The sequence below is a fragment of the Kribbella caucasensis genome (assembly GCF_004361855.1).
GTDB lineage: Bacteria > Actinomycetota > Actinomycetes > Propionibacteriales > Kribbellaceae > Kribbella > Kribbella caucasensis.
Map to the genome: position 1 here is coordinate 21,128 of NZ_SNWQ01000002.1, position 23,186 is coordinate 44,313.

Sequence of the window (23,186 nt, forward strand, 5' to 3'; positions counted from 1 at the left end):
GTTCTCTCCCCTCAAATGATTGGGCTGTGGATAGTGACGAGCTTGCGGCCGTCCGGGAACGTCGCCTCGACCTGCACATCGCTCAGCAGTTCAGCGACGCCCTCCATCACGTCGTCCCGGCCGAGCACCGTCCGGCCCTGTTCCATCAGGTCGGCGACCAGCGCACCTTCGCGGGCGCGTTCGATCACCCAAGTGCTGAGCAGCGCGACGGCTTCCGGATGGTTCAGCTTCACCCCCCGGGCTAGTCGGTCGCGGGCGACCAGACCGGCCACGGAGAGCAGGAGCTTCTCCACCTCCGACGGCGTGAACTTCACGCCTCAGCCCTCGCCGATGCGTCAGCGGCAGCGGCAGTGGGAGCGCCAGCCGGGAGCACATGATCCGACACCTTGTCCGTACTGAGGCACAGCGAGCACACATACGCGTCATGCGTCTCGCAAGCCGCCATGTCCGGTCGCTCGTAGTCCTGCCGGCAAACGTGACAACTCAGTACTGCGCCCGACGGGTTGCCGTGCTCGTCGTACATCGGGAGCTCGATCCCGTCGTCGCTCCGGCGAAGGTAGTACTTGCCACGCGTCGCGATCGCCAGGATCGGCGGCAACACAACCGCCAACCCGATCGCGACCAGCGGCGAGTACGGCTTGATCGCGTCGCCCAGACCACCGAAGAACACCAGGATCGAGATGCCCGCCGCCAGCGCCATCGAGACGAACCCGACCGGGTTGATCGCGTAGAGCATGCCGCGGCGGAACTCGGGCTGCAACGGCGACAGCTTCAGCAGGTACTTGTTGAAGACGATGTCGGAGGCAACGACCACGATCCACGCCATCCCGCAGTTCGCGTAGAAGCCGAGGATGGTGTTGAGGAAGTCGAACATGTTCGCCTCCATCAGCACCAGCGCGATCACCAGGTTGAACCCGAGGAACACGAGCCGCCCGGGGTAGTGCCGAGTCAGCCGGGTGTAGGAGTTCGTCCAGGCCAGCGACCCGGAGTACGCGTTGGTGACGTTGATCTTGATCTGGCTGATCACGACCAGTACGACGGCCAGCACCATCGCCAGCCACCCGGGGAGGAAGCCGCGGTAGATCTCCAGGAACTGGTGCACCGGTTCGTTCGCGACCGTCGCGCCATCGGCAATGTTCGCGATGATGTAGACCGCGAGGAACAGACCGATCGCCTGCTTCAGGGCCCCGAAGATCACCCAGCCCGGTCCGGCCAGCAGCATCGAGGACCACCAGCGACGCGAGTTCTCCGGGGTCTTCGGCGGCATGAACCGCAGGTAGTCGATCTGCTCCGCGATCTGCGCGATCAGCGACAGACACACCCCAGCCGCGAGCAACATCGAGCCGACGTTCGTCGCACCCTGTCCGTTCTCACCCTGGTAGTCGAAGAACGACGACACCGACTCCGGGTGCGACACGACCAGGTAGACGAACGGCAGCACCATCAGGATGAGCCACAACGGTGTGGTCCAGACCTGCAGCGTGGACAGTACTTTCATGCCATAAATCACCAGCGGAAAGATCACCAGCGTCGACACGGCATACCCGAGCCAGAGCGGAACGTGGAGGCCCAGTTCGAGGCCCTGCGCCATGATCGAACCCTCGAGCGCGAAGAAGATGAACGTGAACGACGCGAAGATCACGTTCGTCACCACCGACCCGTAGTACCCGAATCCGCTGCCGCGGGTGATCAGGTCCAGGTCGATGTTGTACCGCGCGGCGTAGTACGCGAGGGGCAGCCCGGTCGCGAAGATCACCACGGCGAAGATCCCGATACCCCACAACGCGTTCGTGGTGCCGTACGAGATGCCGATGTTCGCGCCGATCGCGAAGTCGGCCAGGTACGCGATGCCGCCGAGCGCTGAAACGCCGACCACACCGGTCGACCATTTCCGGTAGCTGCGCGGGGCGAACCGCAGGGTGTAGTCCTCCAGGGTTTCGCGCGTCGCGGTGCTGGGCTCTGGTACTGCGCCGGCGTCGGTGGCGGCGCGCTGGTCGAGCGAGGGTTCAACGGTCATGACGAACTCCTGCGGAACCTTCTGGCGGACGGTGCAGTCGATGCACCCGAATGGAAGGAACCTAGGAGCGGCTTGTTACCTGCGTGTTGCGTGACCGCTACGGTCGTGTATTTCCATTTGGAAGTAATTCCGCGACCCCAAGACCGGGCTCGAGCCGGCGCTCCTCGGCGCGGATCCGGTCGGCCACGGTCGTGCCGACGGGGGACAGGGCGGTGACAACCCGGCGCTTGTCCTCCGGGTGGATGCGGCGCAGGACGAGACCTCGCTCGACCAGCTTGTCGACATGCCTCGTCAGGCTCGCCGGCGGGAGAACCGCGGTCTCGGCGAGCGTGGTCATCGGCAGCCCGGGCTCCTCGTGCAGCGCGGACATCACCCGCCACTGCTCGATCGTGAGCTCGAACTCCTCCAGCAGCGGCAGCAGACCCAGCTCGATCCGGCGCTCGGCCTGTTTGAGCAGCAGGAGCAGGCTAGTCGTCATCTGCCCGCCTCTCGCTCATCCCGTCTCACGGTGGGGTGATTCTCGTGCCGTCTCACGTCAACGTGAATCTCGTGCCGTCTCACGTAGCGGTGAATATAGCCCAGAGCTCGGTGATTCCGCTGCCGGTAGCTCAGACTGGTCGGCATGCCGGGCTCAGAGGAGGTCACGATCGCCTTCGTCGTGCCCCGGCAAGGTCCGACCGGGATCTACGGCCCGTCCTGTCTGGCCTGCGGACAGCTCGCGGTCGAACAACTCAACGCCCGTGACGGAATCGCCGGACGTCGCGTCGAGCTCGTCCACGTCGATGGTGGCCGACAGCCCGAAGTCGTCGCCGAAGAAGTCGGCCGGCTAGTCGACAGCGGTCGAGTCGACGCCGTCGCCGGGTGGCACATCTCCGCCGTACGGGTCGCGCTGACCCGGCGGATCGGCGGTCGCGTGGTCTACGCGTTCGCCGCGATGCACGAGGGGAGCGACGACACCCCGGGCGTCTTCATGCTCGGCGAGCGCCCGGTCAACCAGTTGCTCCCGGCAACTCACTGGATCCGCGAACAGCACGGAGTACGGCGCTGGGCGGTGGTCGGCAACGACTACGTCTACCCGCGCGTGACGGGTGCAGTCGCTGAATCGGCCTTGCGTGGAACGGATTCCGAGATCGTCGGCGCCTCCTACGTTCCGCTGGGTACGACCGACTTCGGGGGAGTGCTGCACGAGCTCGACGGCGGTGACGTCGAGGGCGTGATCATGTTGCTGATGGGCCAGGACGCAGTCCACTTCAACCGGCAGTTCGCCCGGGCGGGGTTGAGTGATCGGTTGCTCCGGCTCAGCCCCGCGATCGAGGAGAACACCCTGCTCGCCGCCGGCCCGGGCGCCAACGAGGGCCTGTACGCGGCCGCGGCGTACTTCGACGGCCTGGCGACCGTGGAGAGCAACGAGTTCGCCCGCGAGTACTACGCCCGCTTCGGGGCCTGGGCGCCGGCCCTGAACGCGGTCGGCGAATCCTGCTACGAGGCGATTCACTTCCTCGCCCGGCTGGGCAAACTCAGCGGATCGATCACCATGGACGCCATCGGCGCGATGCCCAGCGGCCACTTCTACGACAGCCCCCGCGGCCTGATGCGCCTCGACGGCAACCTGGTTGACCAGGACGTCTACCTGGCCGCCGCCGACGGCCTGGAATTCCGCATCCAGGAGCAGATCGCCCGCCCCTAGCGGCATGAAGGATCACCGCAGCCAGGACCTGACCCCACGCGCCATGCGCCGGACCCACGCGCCACGCGCCCGGGCTCGACCTTCCCGGCGTCCGCTGTACATTTCGACAGGATGTAGTCCCTCTCAGCGGTCGGCCCCGAGCCATCCCAAGCGTTGAGCCGGCCCAACATCGCGACTACCTCCTGTCGAAATGCACGCCATCAGCCCAGGTGGCCGTCCGGCCGGACGAAGATCTCGTCACCGTCCTGCGCGTGGTAATACTCGAACGCGTCCGGCGAGGCATAGGCCCGATCGGTGGGGTTCGCGCGTACGACGTCGATGGCGTGCGGGTGGTCGGACGGCGTACCCGGGGTGAATCGGAGCAACGTCTCGTGCGGCCCGCGGAACAGGTCGAAGAGTGTCGTCCTGTTGCCCTGGGCATCGATGAGCGGTGAGTCCGGCGCACGGTCTCCGGACGCGATCGGGCTGCGATCGGCCGGGTCGCGGTAGGTGATGTCCAGCTGCTGGGTCTCCTCGCCCCGGTCGCTCGCGTCCTCGTCGCCGTCCTGATACTTCTGCAGCAGCTCGACGCTGAGCCCAAGGACCCGGGCCGCGTTGGTCCGGCGCTCGATCTCGTAGCTGTCCAGTAGTTCGTCGTTGCCGTCAGCAAGTTTCCAGCCGAGGTTGTACGCGTCCCCGATACCGGTGTTGAGCCCCTGCCCACCCGTCGGCGGGTGAACGTGCGCCGCATCGCCGGCCAGGAACACCCGGCCGTCGCGGAACCGGGCGGCCAACCGGATGTTCTGCCGCCAGATCGTGGCCCAGGTCAGGTCGCGCATCTTGCCGACCCCCGGTCCGGCGTACCGGTCGAACAACTCCTGCAGGGTTTCGAGGGTGGGCTCGAGCTGATCGTCGTCGAGCGGCGCGCCGAACTGGAACTGGTCACCGCCGGCCAACGGAGCCAGCCCGATCCCCGCCATCGGGTTGCGGGAATGCGCGAACCAATGGTCGTATCGATGGTCGAGCCCATCGACCGATACGTCGCCCAGCAGCACCCGGAGCGATTCGTCGGTGGTCCCCTCGAACGCGATCCCGAGCGCCTTGCGGACCGTACTGCGCCCGCCGTCCGCGCCGACCAGGTAGTCCACCTCGACGGTCTCCCCGGTGGACAACATCGCCGTGACTTTGTTCTCGGCCTGGTTGAAGGTCTGAAGCGCGGTGTCCAGTTCGACGTGGACGTCGTACTCTGCCAGCTTGTCGCGTAGGATCGCCTCGGTCTTGGACTGGGCGAGCATCCATGGATTCGGGTACGGCTTGTCCGGGGTCGGCGCCATGTTCCGCACTCGCTGCCGTTCGTCGTACAGCCGGCCGTCGATCATCACCCGCGTCAACGGCACCGGGATCCCCTGCGCCAGCACGTCGTCGATCACGCCCATGTCGTCGAACACCTCCAGTGTCCGCGGCTGGATCCCGTCACCGCGCGAACCGGCGAAGAACTCCGTCGCCTGCTCCACCACCCGTACGTCGACGCCGCGCCGGGCCAACTCGATCCCCAGCGTCAGCCCGGTCGGACCCGCGCCAACCACTAACACGCTCATGACTTCTCCTCGTGGATGAATTGTGATTCACTGAATCCGGATTCACTATGAGCGACGCTAGGGTTCGCTGTCAAGGAGGTTGCCGAGATGGTGAGTACCGGGGCCAGCCGCAAGGAGAAGGCGGCCGAGACCGAGGCCGCGCTGAAACAGGCCGCCCGGGAGGTGTTCGCCGAGCGCGGGTACCTGAACACGAAGATCACCGACATCACGGCTGCCGCCGGCCGCGCGACCGGCTCGTTCTACAACCACTTCGCCGGCAAGGAGGAGATCCTCGAGGCGCTCCTCACCGACATGCTCGCCGAGGCCGACGAACCGGTCCTGGACGACCCGGCGCACGAATCCGACTTCAGCAGCCGCTCATCGATCCGCTGGCACGTTGCCGCGTTCTGGCGTTTCTACCGCGCCCACCTGCCCGAGCTGATCGCCCTCAAACAGGCGTCGATGGTCGACCCCGCGCTGGGCCGCCGCCTCCAGCAGATCATGTACGCCGACGACGCCCACCTGGCCGACCACTTCAACCAGCTCCCCGGCCCGATCGACCCCGACCTCCACCTGACCTCGATGAACGCCCTGCTGGAAGGCTTCGCCCACACCTGGCTCGTCACCGGCCACCCCTCGGGCCGCACCCTCACCGACGACGAAGCCATAGACCACCTGACCGACCTCCTCCACCACGGCCTCGCCGGCAAGCCCTGAAGGCGTGTTAGCCAACGGCATACGAGCAGCGCGTGGCATCGGCGGTATAGGTCAGTTGCCTGCGGCCACGGACGGGTTACGCGTGGCCTTGCGCGGAATGGTGCTTCCGTTGTGGGGCCGACATCTCGACAGCGATGCTCGGCAAGGCCTCCGAACTCGAACAGCGCGAGCGCCGCGGCATCGACTACCTTCATGCCGACGTAGCCGATCCCGACCTGTTGGAAGGGCAGAGCTTTGACGCGGTGGTCTGCAGCTTCGGCCTGTCCGACATCGACGATCTCGACGCGACGGTTAGCAACGTTCGTCGCCTCCTTCGCCCGGGCGGGATCTTCGTCTTCGCGATCCTGCATCCGTGCTTCCCCGGTGCTGAAGGCGTATCCGGCGCCTGGCCGTCCGATGGCTCGTACTACGACGAGCGGTGGTGGCGGGCCGACGGTTCGTTGTCGACTTTGCGGCACCAGGTCGGAGCCAATCACCGGACCTTGGCGACGTACCTCAACACCCTCCTGCGGCACGGGTTTCAGCTGGACCAAACAGCCGAACCCCGACCGACACCCGAGCGATCGGGGAACCGGCCGGACCTGTCCCGACTCCCGACGTTCCTCGTCGTACGGTGCCGCTGATCACTCGTCCGTCGGAGGTACTTCGGCGCCCTCGCGTTCGTCGCGTTCGGCCCATTCGAGGAGCGTGTCGAGGGTATAGACGTCGTCGTCGATGGTCGCGTGCAGGTCGCCCAGTTCGGCGAAGCGCGCGGGCACCGTGGCGATGGTGAAGTCGCGGGGGTTGACGTCGTCGATCTCGTCCCAGTGGATGGGGGTCGAGACAGTGCCTTCGGGGTTGCCGCGGACAGAGTACGCGCTGGCGATCGTGTGGTCGCGGGCGTTCTGGTTGTAGTCGACGAACAATTTTCTGGGGTCGCGGTCCTTGCGCCACCACGTCGTCGTCACGTCGTCGGGCGCGCGCCGCTCCACCTCGCGGGCGAACGCCAGGGCCGCGCGGCGTACGTCGGAGAAACCGTGCTCGGGCTTGACCCGGACGTAGATGTGGATGCCCTTGCCGCCCGAGGTCTTCGGGTAGCCGACGGCGCCGAGATCGTCGAGAACCTCGTGTACGACGTGGGCCACGCGGCGGACGCGATCGAACGGGCAATCGGGCATCGGGTCCAGGTCGATCCGCCACTCGTCCGGCTTCTCGGTGTCGGCGCGACGGCTGTTCCACGGGTGGAACTCGACCGTCGACATCTGCACCGCCCACGCGACATGCGCGACCTCGGTGACACACAGTTCGTCGGCGGTCCGGTTGTACCGCGGGAAGTGCACCCGGACGGTCTCCATCCACGGCGGCGCCCCGTGCGGCAACCGCTTCTGGTGCACCTTCTCGCCGGCGACGCCCTCGGGGAATCGGTGCATCATGCAGGGCCGCTCCCGCAACGCCCGCACGATCCCGTCCCCGACGGACAGGTAGTACTTCACCAGATCCAGCTTGGTCTCACCACGGGCCGGGAAGTACACCCGATCCGGATTCGAGATCCGCACCGTGCGCTCGCCCACCTCCAACTCGACCGCCGGAGTCTTCGCCTTCCCCGCCTTGGACTCTGCCATGCCGCCCAACCTAACCGCCCACCCGGACATCCAGCACTCAGGCGAGGCGGGTTAGCCAGCCGCGCGTGTCCGGGACTCGGCCGTACTGGAGGTCGAGGAGAGACTGGCGGAGGGTGGCGGTGACGGGGCCAACGCCGTGGTTGATGGAGTGGTCGCCGATGGTGAGGTCGCCGTCGGGCCAGGCGAGGCGGCCGATCGGGGCGATGACGGCCGCCGTACCGGAGGCGAACACCTCGCTGATCTCGCCACTACGGACACCGTCGCGCCACTCGTCAGCTGACACCTTCCGCTCCTCGACCGTATGCCCGAGATCGACGGCGAGATCCAGCACGGACGCGCGGGTGACCCCTTCGAGGATCGAGCCGGACAGCTCGGGCGTGACGATCCGTCCGTCGGCGTATACGAAGAACAGGTTCGTGCTGCCGATCTCCTCCAGCCAGCGGCGTTCGACCGCGTCCACGAAGGCGACCTGGTCACACCCGTTTGCGACTGCCTCGGCGAGGCCGGCCAGGCTGGCGGCGTAGTTGCTCCCGCACTTGGCGGCGCCCGTGCCGCCCGGGGTCGCGCGGATCGTCGAGGTAGTGAGCCAGATGGAGATCGGCTTGGGTCCGGTGTCGAAGTACGCGCCGGCCGGGGAGGCGATCACTCCGAACAGCACCTCACGCGCGGGCCGGACGCTCAGCGCTGCCTCGGTCGCGATCATGTAGGGCCGCAGGTACAGACTGGTCTCACCGCTACCCGCCGGCGGCACCCACGCCTCGTCGACCGTCACCAGTGCGCGCAGCGCGGCGATGAAGTCCTGCTCCGGCACCTGCGGCAGCGCCAGCCGCGTGGCGCTGCTGCTGAACCGCGCGGCGTTCCTGTCCGGCCGGAACGCCCACACCGACCCGTCCTCGTGCCGGTACGCCTTCAGGCCCTCGAAGATCTCCTGTGCGTAATGCAGCACCGCAGCGGCCGGGCTGACCTTGAGCGGGGCGTATGCCGTCACCTTCTGGTCGTACCAGCCGCGATCGGCCGACCACGTCGCCACCACCATGTGGTCGGTGAACGCCTGACCGAAGCCAGGCTTGTCCAGTACTGCGGTCCGAGCCGCCGTCGTCGCCGGATCACTCCGCAACTCGAGCCCGAAGTCCCACGCGTCTGTCACTACCACTCCCCGGTCAGGTCCTGTTTCCGGGCACGCTACCCCTACGCCATGGCCCGGCTCGACCCACTGCCCACACTGCGACCGTAGTACGGCCTGCGCTTGAGCAGCTCGCGGTAGTCCCGCACTGCTGGTCTCCCCGCATCACGACCCTGTACTGCGGACAGCACGCGGCCGGCCACGTCGTACAGATAGTGCGTGTGCCACTGGTCCTCCAGCTCGACCAGCACGCGCATCGCCGTACTCAACCCAGCAGCGACATCGCCGTCGACGATCAGGCACTGCGCAAGCTGCAACTCGAGCTCCGCACGCTCCCGCACAAACTCCAGCGGACAGGACGACAACGCACGGTCCTGCGCGAAGTACGCGTGCAGTGTGTCGCCCAGAGCCGTACACACGAAGCTCTCCAACCTGTCCACCTCGTACTGCGCCCAGTCGTGCGGCGGAGTGTTCCCCGGGAGGCCTTCGTCGACTTCCCGTAGATCCTGCAGGGCTTGCCGGGCGTCGTCGGATCGGTTGAGTAAGGCAAGCACCTTCGCGCGCGCAGCAACCGCCCGCGCCACCTCCAGCGGCCGCTCCGCCAACCCCAGCGCCTCATCGGCAAGCCCCAGCATCTCCGCCAACGGCCGCCCCTCAGCCGGCCCACTCGACGCCTCCCAACTCCGAACCCGACTGGCGACCGCTTGGGCGGCGCTGTCGGCCGTGAGCCGGGCCGTCCGCCACCAACGCCCGGCGGCGCGAACTCGGCCCAACCCGGTGAGCGTCAACCCCATCAGCGTGGCAAGCTCCGCTGCAGGTCCTGCCAGCTCAGTCGAACCAGGGACCGTTGCCGCATGCAAGAGCTGGAGATCGGCCGTCAGCGCAGGCAGCAGGTCCGCCGGTGGCGTCGTTGCGAACTCCGTCCTGTACGCCGTGACGACGGCATCCCACTCGTCACCCTCCCGCGGCTGCGCGAACGACCCCGTCAGGCCATGCCGAACCGCCTCGAGCACATCCCCCGCCGACCGATCCACCATGGACGGCCGCTGCACAGAGGACACCTTGGCCACCGGTGAACCCGGACCGCCTGGTTGTCGCTCCTCTTGGTGGTTCTGCTGGAAGGCGGTGGTGAGCGCCGTACCCGTGCCCAGTTCGCGGTCGCAGAGCTGGGCCAGGTGGGTGGAACCGGGGCGGCGGGCCGCGTTCTACCTGGGACAGGTAGCTGTGGTCGTAGCCCACCCGGTTGGCAAGCTGCCGCAGGCTCAGTGCGGCTGCTTGCCGGGACCGCCTCAACTGCATGCCGAACGCTGCCTCAGCCACAGTGCCCTCCCCGCTTGCGGTGCGTGCTGGGAACGCTACAAGGGCCAACCGACAGAACGCGATGCAGCGGAGTGGTGGGGGCTGTGGGCTGTTCGGACAGCCCACAGATCACGCCTGGTGGAGGCAGTGGGCGGCGGTAAGGCTTGCTGGTGTGGACCGACAGGACGTGACGCAGCAGGGGCCGCCGCGGCCCTTCTGCCTGGTGCGGTCCAGCTCCGGGATCACCGGCACAGTGGGAGAGGGAGTCGAATGGGCAGACGGGTTGGCAGTCGTCCGATGGTGCGGCCAGGCTCCGGCCGTCTCGGTTTGGGCGGGCGGCATTACCGCGCTTCTCACCATGCATGGTGACGACGGCACTGAGGTGCGCTGGCTGGACAGTCCGCCGAGCCCTGCGGCGGAGGTCGGCGCGCAGGCGGAGGTCGGCGCAACGGGGGATGTGGGGTTGACGCTGCCGCTCTGGTTGCCTGCGCCTACCGCGGAGGGAAGATGTCCTCGGTGTGGGAGGGAGTGGCCGTGTCTGGGGTGTGGGCCGTGAAGTCTGTGCCCGGTGCCCGGTTCTCGACGGTGGCTGATCCGACTGGCTGGTATGAAGGCGGCATGAGGTGGATCGCGGTCGCGCTGGCGCTGCTCGTGGGGATGACCGGCTGCAACTCGGACGTGGCGAAGGACCCGAGCGGACCGACGAGTTCCTTCACCACTCCGTCCGACGGGGCGGTCCGCATCTCGCAAGGGACGGTGGAGTACATGCCCGGTGGCGTCCAGGTGGGCGTCGGTGGTGTGCTGAAGGATCCTGAGCGGGCGATGCTGTCAGTGATGAAGAGCGGTGCCGAGTCCGTGCAGCTCACCCTGGGCGTGGGGGAGAAAGGCGCCGCCTTCGGGCAGACGGTGACCGTGTCGGCGGTCGAGTTCGGCGATCACGACTACGCCTGGGTGAAGGTCTTACCGAGCTGATCCAGGGCGGGGCAGGTCGAACTCAGGGACGGGCTGAGCCCGGGCCGCCGGGCGGGTGAGGTGGGCGTGCTCCGGGGTGGACGTGGTCGGCGGGTTTCGGACAGCGTCGGGTAGCCGACAGGGGTGATGCCTTGACCGGTGGTTTTTGGAGCCTCTCTACTTAATAGCGCCGCCCCACCGAGGAGGTCCGCCCATGCGTTCACGTTGTTTGGCCGCTGTTGTCGCAGTGGTGCTAGCCGTTGCTGGTTTGGTGACGGTGGTATCGAGTGCGCAGGCCGCGAATCTGTTGGTTAATTCGGGATTCGAAAGCGGTTCGTTGAGTGGGTGGACCTGCTCTGGTGGCTCGGTGGTGTCGAGTCCGGTTCGCTCGGGCGGGTATGCGTTGAACGGTGGCGTGACGAGTTCCGACACCGCGCAGTGCAGTCAGACGGTCGCGGTGCAGCCCAGTACGGCGTACACGTTGTCGGCCTGGGTTCGTGGTTCGTACGTGTACCTGGGCGTCACCGGTGGAGCCTCGACCTGGACCCCGTCGGCCGCGGAGTACTCCCAGCTCACGGTCGCGTTCACCACGGGCGCGAGCCAGACGTCCGCACAGATCTACCTGCATGGCTGGTACGGGCAGCCGGCGTACCAGGCTGATGACGTGAGCCTTGACGGCCCGGGTGGCACGCCGGGCGCACCGAGTGTCCCCGGTGCGCCCTCAGTCACCAGTACGACGAACAGCGCGATCTCCCTGGCGTGGGGTGCGTCCACTGGAACCGTCACGGGCTACCGCGTGTACGAAGGCTCCACTGTGGTCCAGACAGTCACCGGTACGACGGCCACGATCGGCGGGCTCCAATCGTGTACGAGCCACTCGTACGCCGTCGCGGCGTACAACAGCAACGGGGAATCGGCGAAGTCGGCCGCAACGAGCGCCTCGACGACCGGCTGCACCAGCACCGGCCTGCCGAAGCACGCGTTGATCGGGTACCTCCACGCCAGTTTCGCCAATGGGTCCGGGTACGTCCGGATGGCCGACGTTCCGACCGAGTGGAACATCATCAACTTGGCCTTCGGCGAACCGACGTCCGTCACCTCGGGCGACATCCGATTCAACCGCTGCCCGGCGAGTGAGTGCCCGAACGTCGAGAGCGAAGCCGATTTCGTCGCGGCGGTCAAGGCCAAACAGGCTCAGGGTAAGAAGGTGCTGATCAGCATCGGCGGCGCGAACGGCCAGGTCCAGCTCACCACCTCCGCGGCACGGGACGCCTTCGTCAGCTCGGTCGCCGCGATCATCGACCGTTACGGCCTGGACGGGCTCGACATCGACTTCGAAGGCCACTCGCTCTACTTCAACGCGGGCGACACCGACTTCCGCAACCCGACCACACCAGTGATCGTGAACCTGATCTCCGCGCTGAAGACGCTGAAGGCCCGGTACGGCGCGAACTTCGTGCTGACGATGGCTCCGGAGACCTTCTTCGTTCAGGTCGGCTACCAGTTCTACGGCGGTTCGAGCGCCGGCGACAACCGGACCGGGTCGTACCTGCCGGTGATCCACGCACTGCGCGACTCGTTGACTGTGCTGCACGTCCAGGACTACAACTCGGGTCCGGTGATGGGGCTTGACAACCAGTACCACAACATGGGCGGCGCCGATTTCCACATCGCGATGACCGACATGCTCAAGGCCGGGTTCCCGGTCGCGAACACCGGCCAGACCTTCCCCGGCCTCCGGCAGGACCAGCTCGCGTTCGGACTGCCGGCCGCGGTCAGCGCAGGCAACGGCTACACCGCCCCGGCGGCCGTGCACCAGGCGCTCGACTGTTTGGTGAAGGGTCAGAACTGCGGCGGCTACACCCTCCGCGGCGGCGCCTCCCCGTCGTTCCGGGGCTTGATGACCTGGTCGATCAACTGGGACCGCTACTACAACTGGGAGTTCAAGAACAGTCACGCGCCCTATCTCGCCGCCCTGCCGTGATCGGGCTGTGGATAACCGGACCCCGGAATTCGGTTCGCGCTGGTATGAAGGAGGCATGACAGCGTCGACTTCCCGCCCGGTGGTCCTCACCGTGGACGACGATCCGGGTGTTTCCCGCTCGATTGCCCGCGATCTGCGCCGCCGGTACGGCGAGGAGAACCGGATCGTCCGGGCCGAGGCCGGACCGCAGGCCCTGGAAGCGTTGCGCGAGCTCAAGCTCCGCGGCGAGCCGGTGGCGTTGCTGCTGGCCGACTACCGGATGCCGCAGATGACCGGAATCGAGTTCCTCGAGCAGGCGATGGACCTGTTCCCGCTCGCCCGGCGCGTCCTGCTCACCGCGTACGCCGACACCGATGCCGCGATCCAGGCGATCAACGTCGTCGACCTGGACCACTATCTGCTCAAACCGTGGAACCCGCCGGAGGAGAAGCTCTATCCGGTGGTCGACGCGATGCTCGAGCTGTGGCGGACGACCCCCGAGCCGTCCACGGACGAGACCCGGGTGATCGGCCACCGCTGGTCGGCGCCGTCGTTCGCGGCGCGCGACTTCCTCGCCCGCAACGCTGTGCCGTTCCGCTGGCTCGGGGTGGATGACGACGAGAGCAAGCGTCTGCTGGAAGCCGCCGGCGTCGACGGTTCGACGCTGCCCGTGGTGATCACCCCTGACGGGAGCGTGATGGTCGCCCCGTCGGAGGCCGACCTGGCCGCCAACGTCGGCTTGTCCACGAAGCCCGCCGAGGAATTCTACGATCTGGTCGTGGTCGGCGGTGGTCCGGCCGGTCTCGGTGCTGCCGTCTACGGCGCCAGCGAGGGACTGCGGACCGTACTGGTCGAGCAGTTGGCGACTGGTGGGCAGGCCGGTCAGTCCAGCCGGATCGAGAACTACTTGGGCTTCCCCGACGGCGTTTCCGGGTCCCAGCTCACCGATCGGGCTCGGCGGCAGGCAGTTCGTTTCGGCGCGGAGTTGCTGACCGCGCGTCAGGTGGTTGGACTGGAGGCCGCCGGTTCCGCGCGTCGGCTGATGTTCTCCGACGGCAGCGACATCTCCGCGCACTCGGTCATCCTGGCGACCGGCGTCTCGTACCGGACGCTGGAGGCACCCGGCGTGGACGACCTGTGCGGCCGGGGCATCTACTACGGTTCGGCGACCACCGAGGGTCCGAGCTGCGTCGGCCAGGAGGTCTACATCATCGGCGGGGCGAACTCGGCCGGCCAGGCGGCGGTCTACTTCAGCCGGCATGCGAAACGCGTGCATATGCTGGTAAGAGGCCCCTCGCTGCTGGCGACCATGTCGTCGTACCTGATCAACCAGATCGACGACATCGACAACATCGAGGTCCACACCTGTACCGAGGTGGTGTCCTGCAAAGGGTCGGATCACCTGGAGCGGCTCACCCTGCACAACAGCGCGACCGGCGAGAGCCGCGAGGTGGACACGGAATGGATGTTCGTGTTCATCGGCGCGGCCCCGCGGACCGACTGGCTGCCGGGTGATCTGCTCCGCGATCAGCGCGGATTCGTGCTGACCGGGCCCGACCTGCGTGGGAAGCCGCCGGGCTGGGCGCTGGAGCGGGAGCCGTACCACCTGGAGACGAGCATGCCGGGCGTCTTCGCGGCGGGCGACGTCCGGGCCGAGTCGGTCAAGCGGGTCGCCTCCGCGGTCGGCGACGGCGCGATGGCCGTGACCTTGGTGCACCGATACCTGGAGATGTTGTGATGACTGCCGAGACAGCGGAACCGCAGCGGTTGAGCATCGACGAACTGCGCACGCTCTTCCTGTTCGAGAGCCTCACCGACGAACAGCTCAGCCTGCTGGCGAATTCAGGTCACGTGCAGAACGTCGAGGAGGGCATCGTCTTCGCCGAGGGCGAGGTCGGCACCTGCTGCTACGTCCTGCTGGACGGCGAGATCCGGATGTGCAAGATGTCGCACGGCGAGGAGGTGGAGGTCAACCGCACCTCGCAGCGCGGCGTCTATGCGGGCGCGGTGACAGCGTTCCTCGGAGCCGACGAAGGCACCGCCTACGGTACGACGATGCGGGTCACCAGGCCGTCGTCGTTCTTCGTGATCGACGCCAGTGTGATGGCCGATATGATGAACCGCTGGTTCCCGATGGCGGTGCACCTGATCGACGGGTTCGTGTCGGGGATGCGGCGGACCAACCAGACGATGGGGGAGCGCGAGCGGTTGCTTGCCCTGGGCTCCTTGTCCGCCGGGTTGACCCATGAGCTCAACAACCCCGCCGCCGCAGCGGTTCGGGCCGCTGCCACCCTTCGGCAGCGGGTCGCCGGGATGCGGTCCAAGCTCGCGATGCTTGCCGACGGCACCCTTGACGCGACCAAGCTGCACCAGATCGTCGAGTTGCAGGAGGCCGCGGTCGAGCGGGTGGCCAAGGCGAAGGCCAAGGAGGTCTCGCCGATCGAGCTGTCCGACGCCGAGGACTCGCTGTCCGACTGGCTCGACGATCACGACGTGACCTCCAGCTGGGACGTGGCGCCCGTGCTGGCCTCGGTCGGGCTGGATGTCGAATGGATGGAGGAGGTGCTGGCGGCCGTCGGCCCGGCGTACCTCGAAGGTGCTGTCCGGTGGTTGATGTACACGATCGACACCGAGTCGCTGATGAACGAGATCGACGACTCGGTCACCCGGATCTCCACCTTGGTCGGCGCCGCCAGGCAGTACTCGCAGATCGACCGCGCGCCGTACCAGGTGGTGGATCTGCGCGAACTGCTGAAGTCGACGCTGGTGATGATGTCGGGCAAGTTGCAGGGCATCGAGGTGGTGAAGGAGTTCGATCCCGAGCTGCCCCCGATCCCGGCGTACGCGGCGGAGCTCAACCAGGTGTGGACCAACGTCATCGACAACGCCGTCTCCGCGATGGGCGGCTCCGGCACGCTGACGATCCGGACCAAGCGCGACGGCGCCTACGCGGTGGTCGAGATCGGCGACACCGGACCGGGCATCCCGCCGGAGATCCGCCGCCGCATCTTCGAGCCGTTCTTCACCACCAAGCCGATCGGCGAGGGCACCGGTCTCGGCCTGGACATCTCCTGGCGGATCGTGGTCAAGAAACACCACGGCGACCTGCGCGTCGAGTCCCAGCCCGGCGACACCCGCTTCAAGATAGTCCTCCCCATCGACCCCGAAGCCGAAATAGAGGCGCAGGCCGACTTGATCTGATCGTGGGGCGGGGTCGCGAGGGTTGGGACCCGTCGGAAGTGGGCCGCCGCGGTGATCCGCACCTGCCGGACCGGCGTGCCGTTGCTGGCTGGACTGGGGAGGGTTTTCGCGGTGTCTGGGGCGGCTGTTGGCACCCGTGGTAACACATTCCCCTCCCCGGATCGGCCGGACGGCTAGCGGAGGGCGGTGCCGTGGGTGTGGGTTAGGAGGGTCAGGTCGTCGCGGGTGGGGAGGGATTCCCAGTCGCCGTGGGCGCCTACGCAGAAGGCGCCGGAGGAGGTGGCTCGGGTGAGGCGGGCTTCGGGGGTGAGGTGGTCGAGGGTGGCGGAGAGGTAGCCGGATACGAACGCGTCGCCGGCGCCGATGCTGTCGACGACCGTGACGGGGAGGGCGGGCTGGTGGAGGGTGCCGGCGGGGGAGTGGGACCAGGCGCCCTTGCCGCCGGCGGTGACGACGACGTCCTCAGCGCCTGCGGACAGGAGGGCGGCGATTGGTTCGTCGGCGTCGGTGAGGATGTCGAGCTCGTCCTCTGAGGCGAAGATCGTGTGTACCGAGGGGAGTAGTTCACGGAGGGCTGCGGCTGCTTCGGGGCGCGACCACAGGCGGGCGCGATAGTTCACGTCGAGGGAAACCCGCACCCCGGCGGCAGACGCAGCTTGTACTACGGCCGCGGTTGCCGCGCGGGCCGTGTCAGAGAGTGCGGGCGTGATGCCGGTGACGTGGAGCAGGATTGGCGACGACGCCTTGAGCGCGGCAACGCATTCGTCGGCGGTCAAGGTCGATCCGGCCGAACCGCGGCGGTGGTAGCTGACCCGGGTGATGTCGTGGGCAGGCTGGTCGAAGGCGATGAAACCGGTGAACGACTCGTCGGAGAATCGCAGCCACGAGGTGTCGACACCTTCGGCCCGCAGGGTGCGCTGGACCAACCGCCCGGGCTCATCGTTGCCTACAGCACCTACCCAGGCGGCGTGGTGACCGAGCCGGGCCAGGCCGATCGCCACGTTGCTCTCCGAACCCGCGATGGACAGGTGCGCGTCGCCGCCGAGCCGCATCGCGCGTACGGTGCGCAGCGACACCATCGTCTCGCCGAGTGTGAGTACCTCTACTGCCTCGTGCGGTTGGGCCTCAAACATCGCTCACTGCTTTGAGGAAGGCGGAGGCGCGGGCGGCGAGGTCAGACTGGGAGCCCCCGGTGGCGGCGTCGCCTAACAGAGGGGAGCTGACGCCAACGGCCAGGGCGCCGGCGGCGAGGTACTGCGGGGCGGTCACCGCGTCGACCCCGCCGACGGCGATCAGTGGTGCGTCGGGGAGAGGCGCGTGGAGTTCGCGGAGGTAGCCGGGGCCGTGGAGTTTCGCCGGGAAGACCTTCACGGCGAGCGCGCCTAGGTCGAGTGCGTTGACGATCTCGGTCGGGGTCAGCGCACCGCACAACAGCGGGAGCCCGATCTCCACACTCTGCGCCGCACCACGCGTGATCGCGGGCGTCACCGCAAACCCCGCTCCCGCCGCGGCCACCTCATCGGCCTGCGCCGGCGTCACGACGGTCCCGGCGCCGATCAGCACCGACGGGTCGAACTCCGATCGGGCCTTCGCGATCGCCTCGACCGCACCCGGCGTGGTCAGCGAGACCTCCAGCGCGGTGATCCCCGCGCCGACCAGCGTCTGGATGCACTCCAGCGCCCGATCCGGTCCGTCGGCGCGGATGATCGCGAGCAGTTTCCGGTCAGTCAGCTCTGCCAGTAAGTCCATATCTCCTCCTGGGCTCCAACCTATTGGATCGATCCATACATAGGACGTGGGATGTCTCAGGTTTGGACATCGCCGATGTGGATATTTTTCCAAGTGAGCAATCCGCCCAGTAACTTTCTGCTCACCGGAAGGCAAGCCATCATGCCCAGATTCCGACGTCTGGTGTTCCCAACCCTCGCCCTGGCCCTGCTCAGCACCGTGTTGCTGAGCACCCCAGATCAAACCCCACCCGCGGCCGCCGCCGTCACTCAGACCGTGTTGTTCGACAAGGGCAACGCCGGCTACGGCTGTTACCGGATCCCGGCCATCGTCCGGACGAAGACCGGAACACTGCTCGCATTCGCCGAAGCCAGACGAACCTGGTGCGGCGATTCCCAGGAGATCGACCTGGTGATGCGCCGGTCCGAGGACGACGGGCGTACCTGGTCCGCGCAGCAGATCGTGCTCTCCGGCACCGACTCGGATCCGAACGCCGTGGCGACCCGGGGCAACCCGGCGCCGGTCGTCGACCTGGAGACCGGCCGGATCATCCTGCTCAGCACCATGGACCCGGGTACCGGCACCAACCTGCCGCGGACGCCGTACGTGCAGTACAGCGACGACGACGGTCGCACGTTCAGTAAGGCCCGATCCCTCCTCAGCGAGATCGATGACCCGACCTGGAGTTGGTACGCGACCGGACCGGTGCACGGCATCCAGTTGGCCCGGGGTGCACACAAGGGCCGCCTCGTCGTCGGGACGAACTACAGCGTCGACGGACAGCAGGCCGGGCAGTTGGTTTACAGCGATGATCACGGCGTGACCTGGCGCAAGGGCGCGACCGATGTGCGGTCCGATGGGATGGTCCCGCAGGAGATTAGTGTCGTGGAGAAAGTCGACGGCGGGGTCTACGCCGGCGCCCGTAACAACGGAGGCAGTGCCGGCGCCAGTCGAGCATTTGCCGTCAGCAACGATGGTGGCGAGACCTTCGCTGCGCCGTTCCAGACGATCGCGGGTCTCACCACTCCCGTCGTACAGGGCTCGCTGCTGAGATTGCGGGCGATTGATCAAGGTGCGAAGTACAACAGGATCCTGTTCGCCGCGCCGGCCGATCCCGAGCGGCGCCGGTACATGACGCTCAGGTCCAGCTTCGACGAAGGGAAGACGTGGCAGACCGTCGACGAAGGCACCCGGATCACCAGCGAATGGTCCGGCTACTCGGACATGACCCTGCTCGACACCGGCGAGATCGGCCTGCTGTACGAAGGCGGTGCGGTCGACGCGCGCGACCAGGTCCGGTTCGCGCGGTTCACCGAGACCGACATCGGTCACCCCGACGGCGCCAGCGGTCCGACCACGCCCGACGTGTCCGGCCTCGGTAACCACAGTTACCTTCGGGGCGGTTCGACGGCGGTCGCCGGGAAGTTCGGCCAGGGGCGTGACCTGGACGGTGTCGACGACGCGATCCAGCTCCCGTACGCCGAATCGCTGGCGCTCGGATCCGGTGACTTCACCGCGATGACGTGGATCAAGTACGGCGCGAGTACGGCGAGCCAGGCGATCTTCTGGGGTTACGGGATCAACGAGTTCTCCCAATTCTGGCTGCGTGCTGAACCCGCCAGCGCGCGGATCAAGGGTCTGATCACAGTCAACGGGTCGACCGCATCCGTGGTGACGACCAAGGCATACAACGACAACGCCTGGCACCACGTCGCTCTGCAACGCAAGGCGGGAACGCTTGCCATCTGGGTCGACGGCGCCCAGATCGCCAGCGTCGCTGCCCCGACCGGTTCGATCAGCCCTGGCCGTCCGTTCAAGATGTACGTCGGCCAGCGCCTCGACGGAGCCCACCACTTCGACGGCTCGCTCGACGAGGTCCGCATCTACAAGCGCGCCCTCACCTCGACCGAGCTCAACAGCATCCGCACCGCCAACGCCACCACCATCCCGAACGCGGTCCTCGACCTCCCGCTCGGGTAGCGAGAGCATCAGGCTGACCTGGCGGACGCGGACACCGTGAGCCGCCAGGTCAGCTCACCCGACGCCGGTACCACGGCCGTCACCATTCCGCGAACGATCCGTCCTCGTGGGTCCAGATCGGATTGCGCCACGCATGGCCCTTCCGATCCGCGGCGCGCACCGCCTCCTCGTCGACCGTGATGCCCAACCCTGGCAGGGGATTCCACTCCGCGTACCCATTGACCCAGGTAAACGGCGCCGGATCGACGACGTACGACGTCAGGTCACTCTCCAGGTTGTAGTGGATGCCCCGGCTCTGCTCCTGGATCAGGAAGTTCGGCGTTGCGAAGGACACCTGGAGACTCGCCGCCAGCGAGATCGGCCCCAACGGGCAATGCGGCGCGAACGACGCCCCATGCGTCTCGGCCAGTACTGCGATTCGCCGCAGCTCCGAGATCCCCCCGGCGTGCGACACATCGGGCTGCACGACCGCGACTCCCGCGTTCAAAGCCGGTACGAAATCCGACCGGTTGTACAGGCGTTCGCCCAACGCCACCGGCACAGTCGAACGTCCGACCACCTCCGGCAACTGGTGCAACTGCTCCGGCAGTACCGGTTCTTCGACGAACAATGGATGCAGATCCTCGACCGCATGCAGGATCCGCCGCGCTCCCGCGACCCCGACCCGCCCGTGCAGGTCGATCGCGACGTCGAGCGAGTCGCCGAGCACCGACCGCGCGGCTGCCAGCCGCGACACAATGGACTTGATCTCCGCCAGCGATGGCGACGGCTGGATCCGGCCACTGGCGTTCATCTTCACCGCGGTCATCCCGGCCGCGACCTGCTCGCCCACCTGCGCCGCGATCTCACCCGGCTCGTCGCCACCGACCCACGCATAGACGCGAGCCCGATCCCGGACGCGGCCGCCGAGCAGGGCCGCGACGGGAGCGCCGTACACCTTGCCTGCGATGTCCCACAGCGCATGGTCGAGCCCGGCGACCGCACTGCTCAGCACCGGGCCGCCTCGGTAGAACCCGCCCTTGGACAGGACCTGCCAGTGCCGCTCGATCTGCAGTGGGTCCTGGCCGATCAGGTACTCCGACAGTGTCTCGATCGCGGTCCGGACGACCTCGGCTCGTCCCTCGACCACGGGTTCACCCCAGCCGACGACGCCGTCACTCGTCTCGATCCGGCAGAACAACCACCGTGGCGGGACCAGGAACGTCTCGATCCGCTCGATCTTCACCTGCCACCCCGAGCCTTGGACGCACTCGTCGCACCCCGCGCCTTTGAACCACGAGTCGCCTTCGAGCCGCTCATGCGGAGTCCTTGACCGCTGACCAGCCGCCGTCGACCGTCCAGTTCGCCGCCGTCACGAACGACGCCTCCTCCGACAGCAGGAACGCCACCACCGACGCCACCTCATCCGGCCGGCCCAGCCGCCCGACCGCTGTCGCCCGCGCACTCTGCTCCCGGCCGTCCGCATCGACACGATCCCACGCGGCCGTCTCCACCGGACCCGGCAGCACCGTGTTCACCCGGATCGTCCCGCCGTACTCGACCGCGAGTTGCCGCCCCAGCGAAACCAGTGCGCCCTTCGTCGCGGCGTACGCCGGATGTCCGGGCAGCCCGATGACCGCGTGTACCGACGACACCAGCACCACGGAGCCACGCGTGGCCGACAGGTCGCCGTACAGGCTGCGGAAGCCGAGGAACGCGGCGGTGAGGTTGACGTCGAGCTGCCGCTGCCACGACACCGGTGAGAGGTCGTGCGCCGGCAAGACGTCGAGGGTGAAGGCGTTGCTGACCAGTCCGCTGATCGGTCCCAGCTCGTCCCGCCCGCGCGAGAGCGCCTCGGCCCACGTATCCGGCGACGCCACATCACCGAGTACTGCGATCGCGCGATCGGGGATCTCCTTGCACGGCTTGACGTCCAGCTGGACGACGGATGCGCCCTCATCGAGGAACCGCTGGACGCAGGCAGCGCCGATACCGGTGGCCGCGCCGGTCACCACGATCACCCGTCCACCCAGCCGCACGTCGTCCTCCTTCATGTCAGGCCTGGATCGCCTACACCCGAGCCAGGGATTATACCCATATTTTATGACAATATCTTGCCCTGGGCCTGCGCGATCAGGCCTTCAGCAGGCGGCGATTCCAGCGGCGTTGCCACTCGACGTTGCGCCAGCCCGGGTGGTGTGGTGCTGAGTTGGAGCCGAGGACGGTGCCCCAGAAACCGTGCTCGATGCATTTCTCGACCGCGTACTCGGCGATGCTCTGGCCGACCGGGCCGTCCTCGAAGTCGGCGAGCAGCGGGGTGTAGCCGATCCACCCTTCGCCGATGACCGCCGGGATGTCACGACGCGATGCCCAGCGTGCTATCACGTCGAGCCGATCGTCGATCGCCTGCAGCATCGCGACGCGGTAGTCGCCGTAGTTCTCGTAGAGCCAGCGATCCCACTTGACCGGATCGACCCAGTCGTAGCTGTAGAACATGCTCGCCGACACACCGGTCGCGTCGAGCCGCCACTGGTCAGCCTCCGTGGCGTAGGCGCCGAAATCCGGCGCGTCCTCCCGCAGGAGAGATTGCAGGGCAGGGCGCGGGAATTCTGGCGGCGACACGCGGACGCCGGCCCACTCCTCGAGTGCCGACAGCACGCCGTACACGTAGACGTGGAAGTGGGCGACCTGGCCGTTGTCCGCAACGGCGTCCATGTCGAGGTACGGCGTGATGCCGTAACAGGAGGTCGAAAGAATATCGGGGTGGCGCTTGCGCATCAGGTCGACGGCCTCCGAGACATGGCCGCGTTGGGCCCAGTACGGATCGTTGCCGACGTCGCGCAGCCGGCTCAGGTCGACCTCGTTGTGCAACTCCGCGTACGCGATGCGATCGGCCAGGTCGCAGTCCTTGAGGTATTGCACGAGATCCGACATCGCCAAAGCCATGGTCCGATGACGCTCTTCGGGCGCGACGTCGACCAGGGCGTCGTACCAGTCGCGGGTCTCGAGGAAGGCGGGGCTCTGCTGGTACTCCCAGGACGAGAGGATGACGAAGCAGTCATGCCGCCGTGCCGCCTCGAAGAGCTCGCGCAGTCGTTGCCGGCCGTCGATGACGGCACCACCCCGCACGTCGTACCAGCGGGTGCGAGCGCCGACGGAGCCGCCCATACCTGCGATGCGCAGTCGAGTGGTGTCGATGCCGTGGTCACCGAAGAGGAGGTAGGGCATGGCGCAGATCCGCACCGTGTTGTAACCGCGCTCGACGGCCTGATCGAAAGCCGCTTCGACATCGTGAAAAGGTTCATCGACGGTGGTCTGGGTGTACCACGAGAAGTCCCAGAGCGTGATCGTCAGACGCTGTGGCAGGTGTGAAGGGATCAACGG

22 protein-coding genes are annotated in these 23,186 nt (G+C 67.3%); 9 read left to right on the top strand and 13 right to left on the bottom strand.

Features of this window, described 5'->3' with window-relative positions:
• Positions 1–11 precede the first annotated feature (11 nt).
• The 3 genes from EV643_RS04225 to EV643_RS04235 all read right to left on the bottom strand — a co-directional run bounded on the left by EV643_RS04225 (position 12) and on the right by EV643_RS04235 (position 2,495).
• On the bottom strand, positions 12–314 hold the full coding sequence (locus EV643_RS04225; RefSeq protein WP_133798638.1) for an urease subunit gamma: 303 nt from the start codon (positions 312–314) through the stop codon (positions 12–14).
• The gene (locus EV643_RS04230) at positions 311–2,017 is read right to left on the bottom strand and encodes a purine-cytosine permease family protein (protein WP_133798639.1); all 1,707 of its coding nucleotides are present in this window, start codon (positions 2,015–2,017) and stop codon (positions 311–313) included. Before EV643_RS04230 ends, EV643_RS04225 begins: the two co-directional genes overlap by 4 nt.
• Before the next feature lie 97 nt (positions 2,018–2,114).
• Entirely contained in the window at positions 2,115–2,495 is a 381-nt protein-coding gene (locus EV643_RS04235) for a MarR family winged helix-turn-helix transcriptional regulator (protein WP_133798640.1), read from the bottom strand.
• A 144-nt stretch (positions 2,496–2,639) separates the two neighbouring features.
• On the opposite strand from EV643_RS04235, the gene EV643_RS04240 reads away from it, so the two are divergent.
• Positions 2,640–3,704: a substrate-binding domain-containing protein gene (locus EV643_RS04240; protein WP_133798641.1), complete on the top strand. Its 1,065-nt coding sequence runs from the start codon at positions 2,640–2,642 to the stop codon at positions 3,702–3,704.
• A 200-nt stretch (positions 3,705–3,904) separates the two neighbouring features.
• On the opposite strand, the gene EV643_RS04245 is transcribed toward EV643_RS04240, so the two are convergent.
• Positions 3,905–5,281 (bottom strand): FAD-dependent monooxygenase, encoded by a 1,377-nt coding sequence (locus EV643_RS04245; RefSeq protein ID WP_133798642.1) that lies wholly within the window; start codon positions 5,279–5,281, stop codon positions 3,905–3,907.
• 87 nt (positions 5,282–5,368) lie between these two features.
• Between EV643_RS04245 and EV643_RS04250 the strand changes: the two genes are divergently transcribed.
• Together EV643_RS04250 and EV643_RS04255 are read left to right on the top strand one after the other, a co-directional pair.
• Positions 5,369–5,977, top strand: a complete 609-nt coding sequence (locus tag EV643_RS04250; protein ID WP_133798643.1) for a TetR/AcrR family transcriptional regulator — start codon at positions 5,369–5,371, stop codon at positions 5,975–5,977.
• 122 nt (positions 5,978–6,099) lie between these two features.
• Positions 6,100–6,600: a class I SAM-dependent methyltransferase gene (locus EV643_RS04255; RefSeq protein ID WP_255512943.1), complete on the top strand. Its 501-nt coding sequence runs from the start codon at positions 6,100–6,102 to the stop codon at positions 6,598–6,600.
• Here the strand turns inward: EV643_RS04255 and ligD are convergent, their stop codons facing one another.
• The 4 genes from ligD to EV643_RS46815 are packed head-to-tail and all read right to left on the bottom strand — an operon-like array spanning position 6,601 to position 10,000.
• Positions 6,601–7,578 (bottom strand): non-homologous end-joining DNA ligase, encoded by a 978-nt coding sequence (gene ligD, locus EV643_RS04260; protein ID WP_133798645.1) that lies wholly within the window; start codon positions 7,576–7,578, stop codon positions 6,601–6,603.
• A 37-nt stretch (positions 7,579–7,615) separates the two neighbouring features.
• A complete protein-coding gene (locus EV643_RS04265; RefSeq protein WP_133798646.1) occupies positions 7,616–8,725 on the bottom strand; it encodes a branched-chain amino acid aminotransferase in 1,110 nt (369 codons plus the stop codon).
• A 41-nt stretch (positions 8,726–8,766) separates the two neighbouring features.
• Positions 8,767–9,753 carry an XRE family transcriptional regulator gene (locus EV643_RS04270; RefSeq protein WP_166665316.1) on the bottom strand — a complete coding sequence of 329 codons (987 nt, stop codon included), beginning with the start codon at positions 9,751–9,753 and terminating at the stop codon, positions 8,767–8,769.
• Entirely contained in the window at positions 9,656–10,000 is a 345-nt protein-coding gene (locus EV643_RS46815) for a helix-turn-helix domain-containing protein (protein WP_133799188.1), read from the bottom strand. The genes EV643_RS04270 and EV643_RS46815 overlap by 98 nt, the downstream gene beginning before the upstream one ends.
• Positions 10,001–10,082: 82 nt before the next feature.
• Between EV643_RS46815 and EV643_RS47205 the strand changes: the two genes are divergently transcribed.
• The 5 genes from EV643_RS47205 to EV643_RS04300 all read left to right on the top strand — a co-directional run bounded on the left by EV643_RS47205 (position 10,083) and on the right by EV643_RS04300 (position 16,115).
• Positions 10,083–10,556: a hypothetical protein gene (locus EV643_RS47205; RefSeq protein ID WP_502255077.1), complete on the top strand. Its 474-nt coding sequence runs from the start codon at positions 10,083–10,085 to the stop codon at positions 10,554–10,556.
• 62 nt (positions 10,557–10,618) lie between these two features.
• Positions 10,619–10,972 carry a hypothetical protein gene (locus tag EV643_RS04285; protein WP_133798648.1) on the top strand — a complete coding sequence of 118 codons (354 nt, stop codon included), beginning with the start codon at positions 10,619–10,621 and terminating at the stop codon, positions 10,970–10,972.
• Positions 10,973–11,165: 193 nt separating this feature from the next.
• Positions 11,166–12,935, top strand: coding sequence for a chitinase (locus tag EV643_RS04290; RefSeq protein ID WP_133798649.1), 1,770 nt, complete (start codon positions 11,166–11,168; stop codon positions 12,933–12,935).
• Between the two features lie 55 nt (positions 12,936–12,990).
• On the top strand, positions 12,991–14,652 hold the full coding sequence (locus tag EV643_RS04295) for an NAD(P)/FAD-dependent oxidoreductase (protein WP_133798650.1): 1,662 nt from the start codon (positions 12,991–12,993) through the stop codon (positions 14,650–14,652).
• Entirely contained in the window at positions 14,652–16,115 is a 1,464-nt protein-coding gene (locus tag EV643_RS04300) for an ATP-binding protein (RefSeq protein WP_133798651.1), read from the top strand. Before EV643_RS04295 ends, EV643_RS04300 begins: the two co-directional genes overlap by 1 nt.
• Before the next feature lie 173 nt (positions 16,116–16,288).
• On the opposite strand, the gene EV643_RS04305 is transcribed toward EV643_RS04300, so the two are convergent.
• A complete protein-coding gene (locus EV643_RS04305) occupies positions 16,289–17,248 on the bottom strand; it encodes a sugar kinase (protein WP_133798652.1) in 960 nt (319 codons plus the stop codon).
• Positions 17,241–17,864, bottom strand: coding sequence for a bifunctional 4-hydroxy-2-oxoglutarate aldolase/2-dehydro-3-deoxy-phosphogluconate aldolase (locus EV643_RS04310; protein WP_133798653.1), 624 nt, complete (start codon positions 17,862–17,864; stop codon positions 17,241–17,243). The genes EV643_RS04305 and EV643_RS04310 overlap by 8 nt, the downstream gene beginning before the upstream one ends.
• Positions 17,865–18,005: 141 nt before the next feature.
• Here EV643_RS04310 and EV643_RS04315 point away from each other — a divergent pair, with 141 nt between their 5' ends.
• Positions 18,006–19,823: a sialidase family protein gene (locus EV643_RS04315; RefSeq protein WP_133798654.1), complete on the top strand. Its 1,818-nt coding sequence runs from the start codon at positions 18,006–18,008 to the stop codon at positions 19,821–19,823.
• A 79-nt stretch (positions 19,824–19,902) separates the two neighbouring features.
• On the opposite strand, the gene dgoD is transcribed toward EV643_RS04315, so the two are convergent.
• From dgoD to EV643_RS04330, 3 genes are all read right to left on the bottom strand, one after another.
• On the bottom strand, positions 19,903–21,048 hold the full coding sequence (gene dgoD, locus EV643_RS04320) for a galactonate dehydratase (RefSeq protein WP_133798655.1): 1,146 nt from the start codon (positions 21,046–21,048) through the stop codon (positions 19,903–19,905).
• Between the two features lie 70 nt (positions 21,049–21,118).
• Positions 21,119–21,856 (bottom strand): SDR family NAD(P)-dependent oxidoreductase, encoded by a 738-nt coding sequence (locus tag EV643_RS04325; protein WP_133798656.1) that lies wholly within the window; start codon positions 21,854–21,856, stop codon positions 21,119–21,121.
• 79 nt (positions 21,857–21,935) lie between these two features.
• Positions 21,936–23,183 carry a cellulase-like family protein gene (locus EV643_RS04330; protein ID WP_133798657.1) on the bottom strand — a complete coding sequence of 416 codons (1,248 nt, stop codon included), beginning with the start codon at positions 23,181–23,183 and terminating at the stop codon, positions 21,936–21,938.
• Between the last annotated feature and the right edge of the window lie 3 nt (positions 23,184–23,186).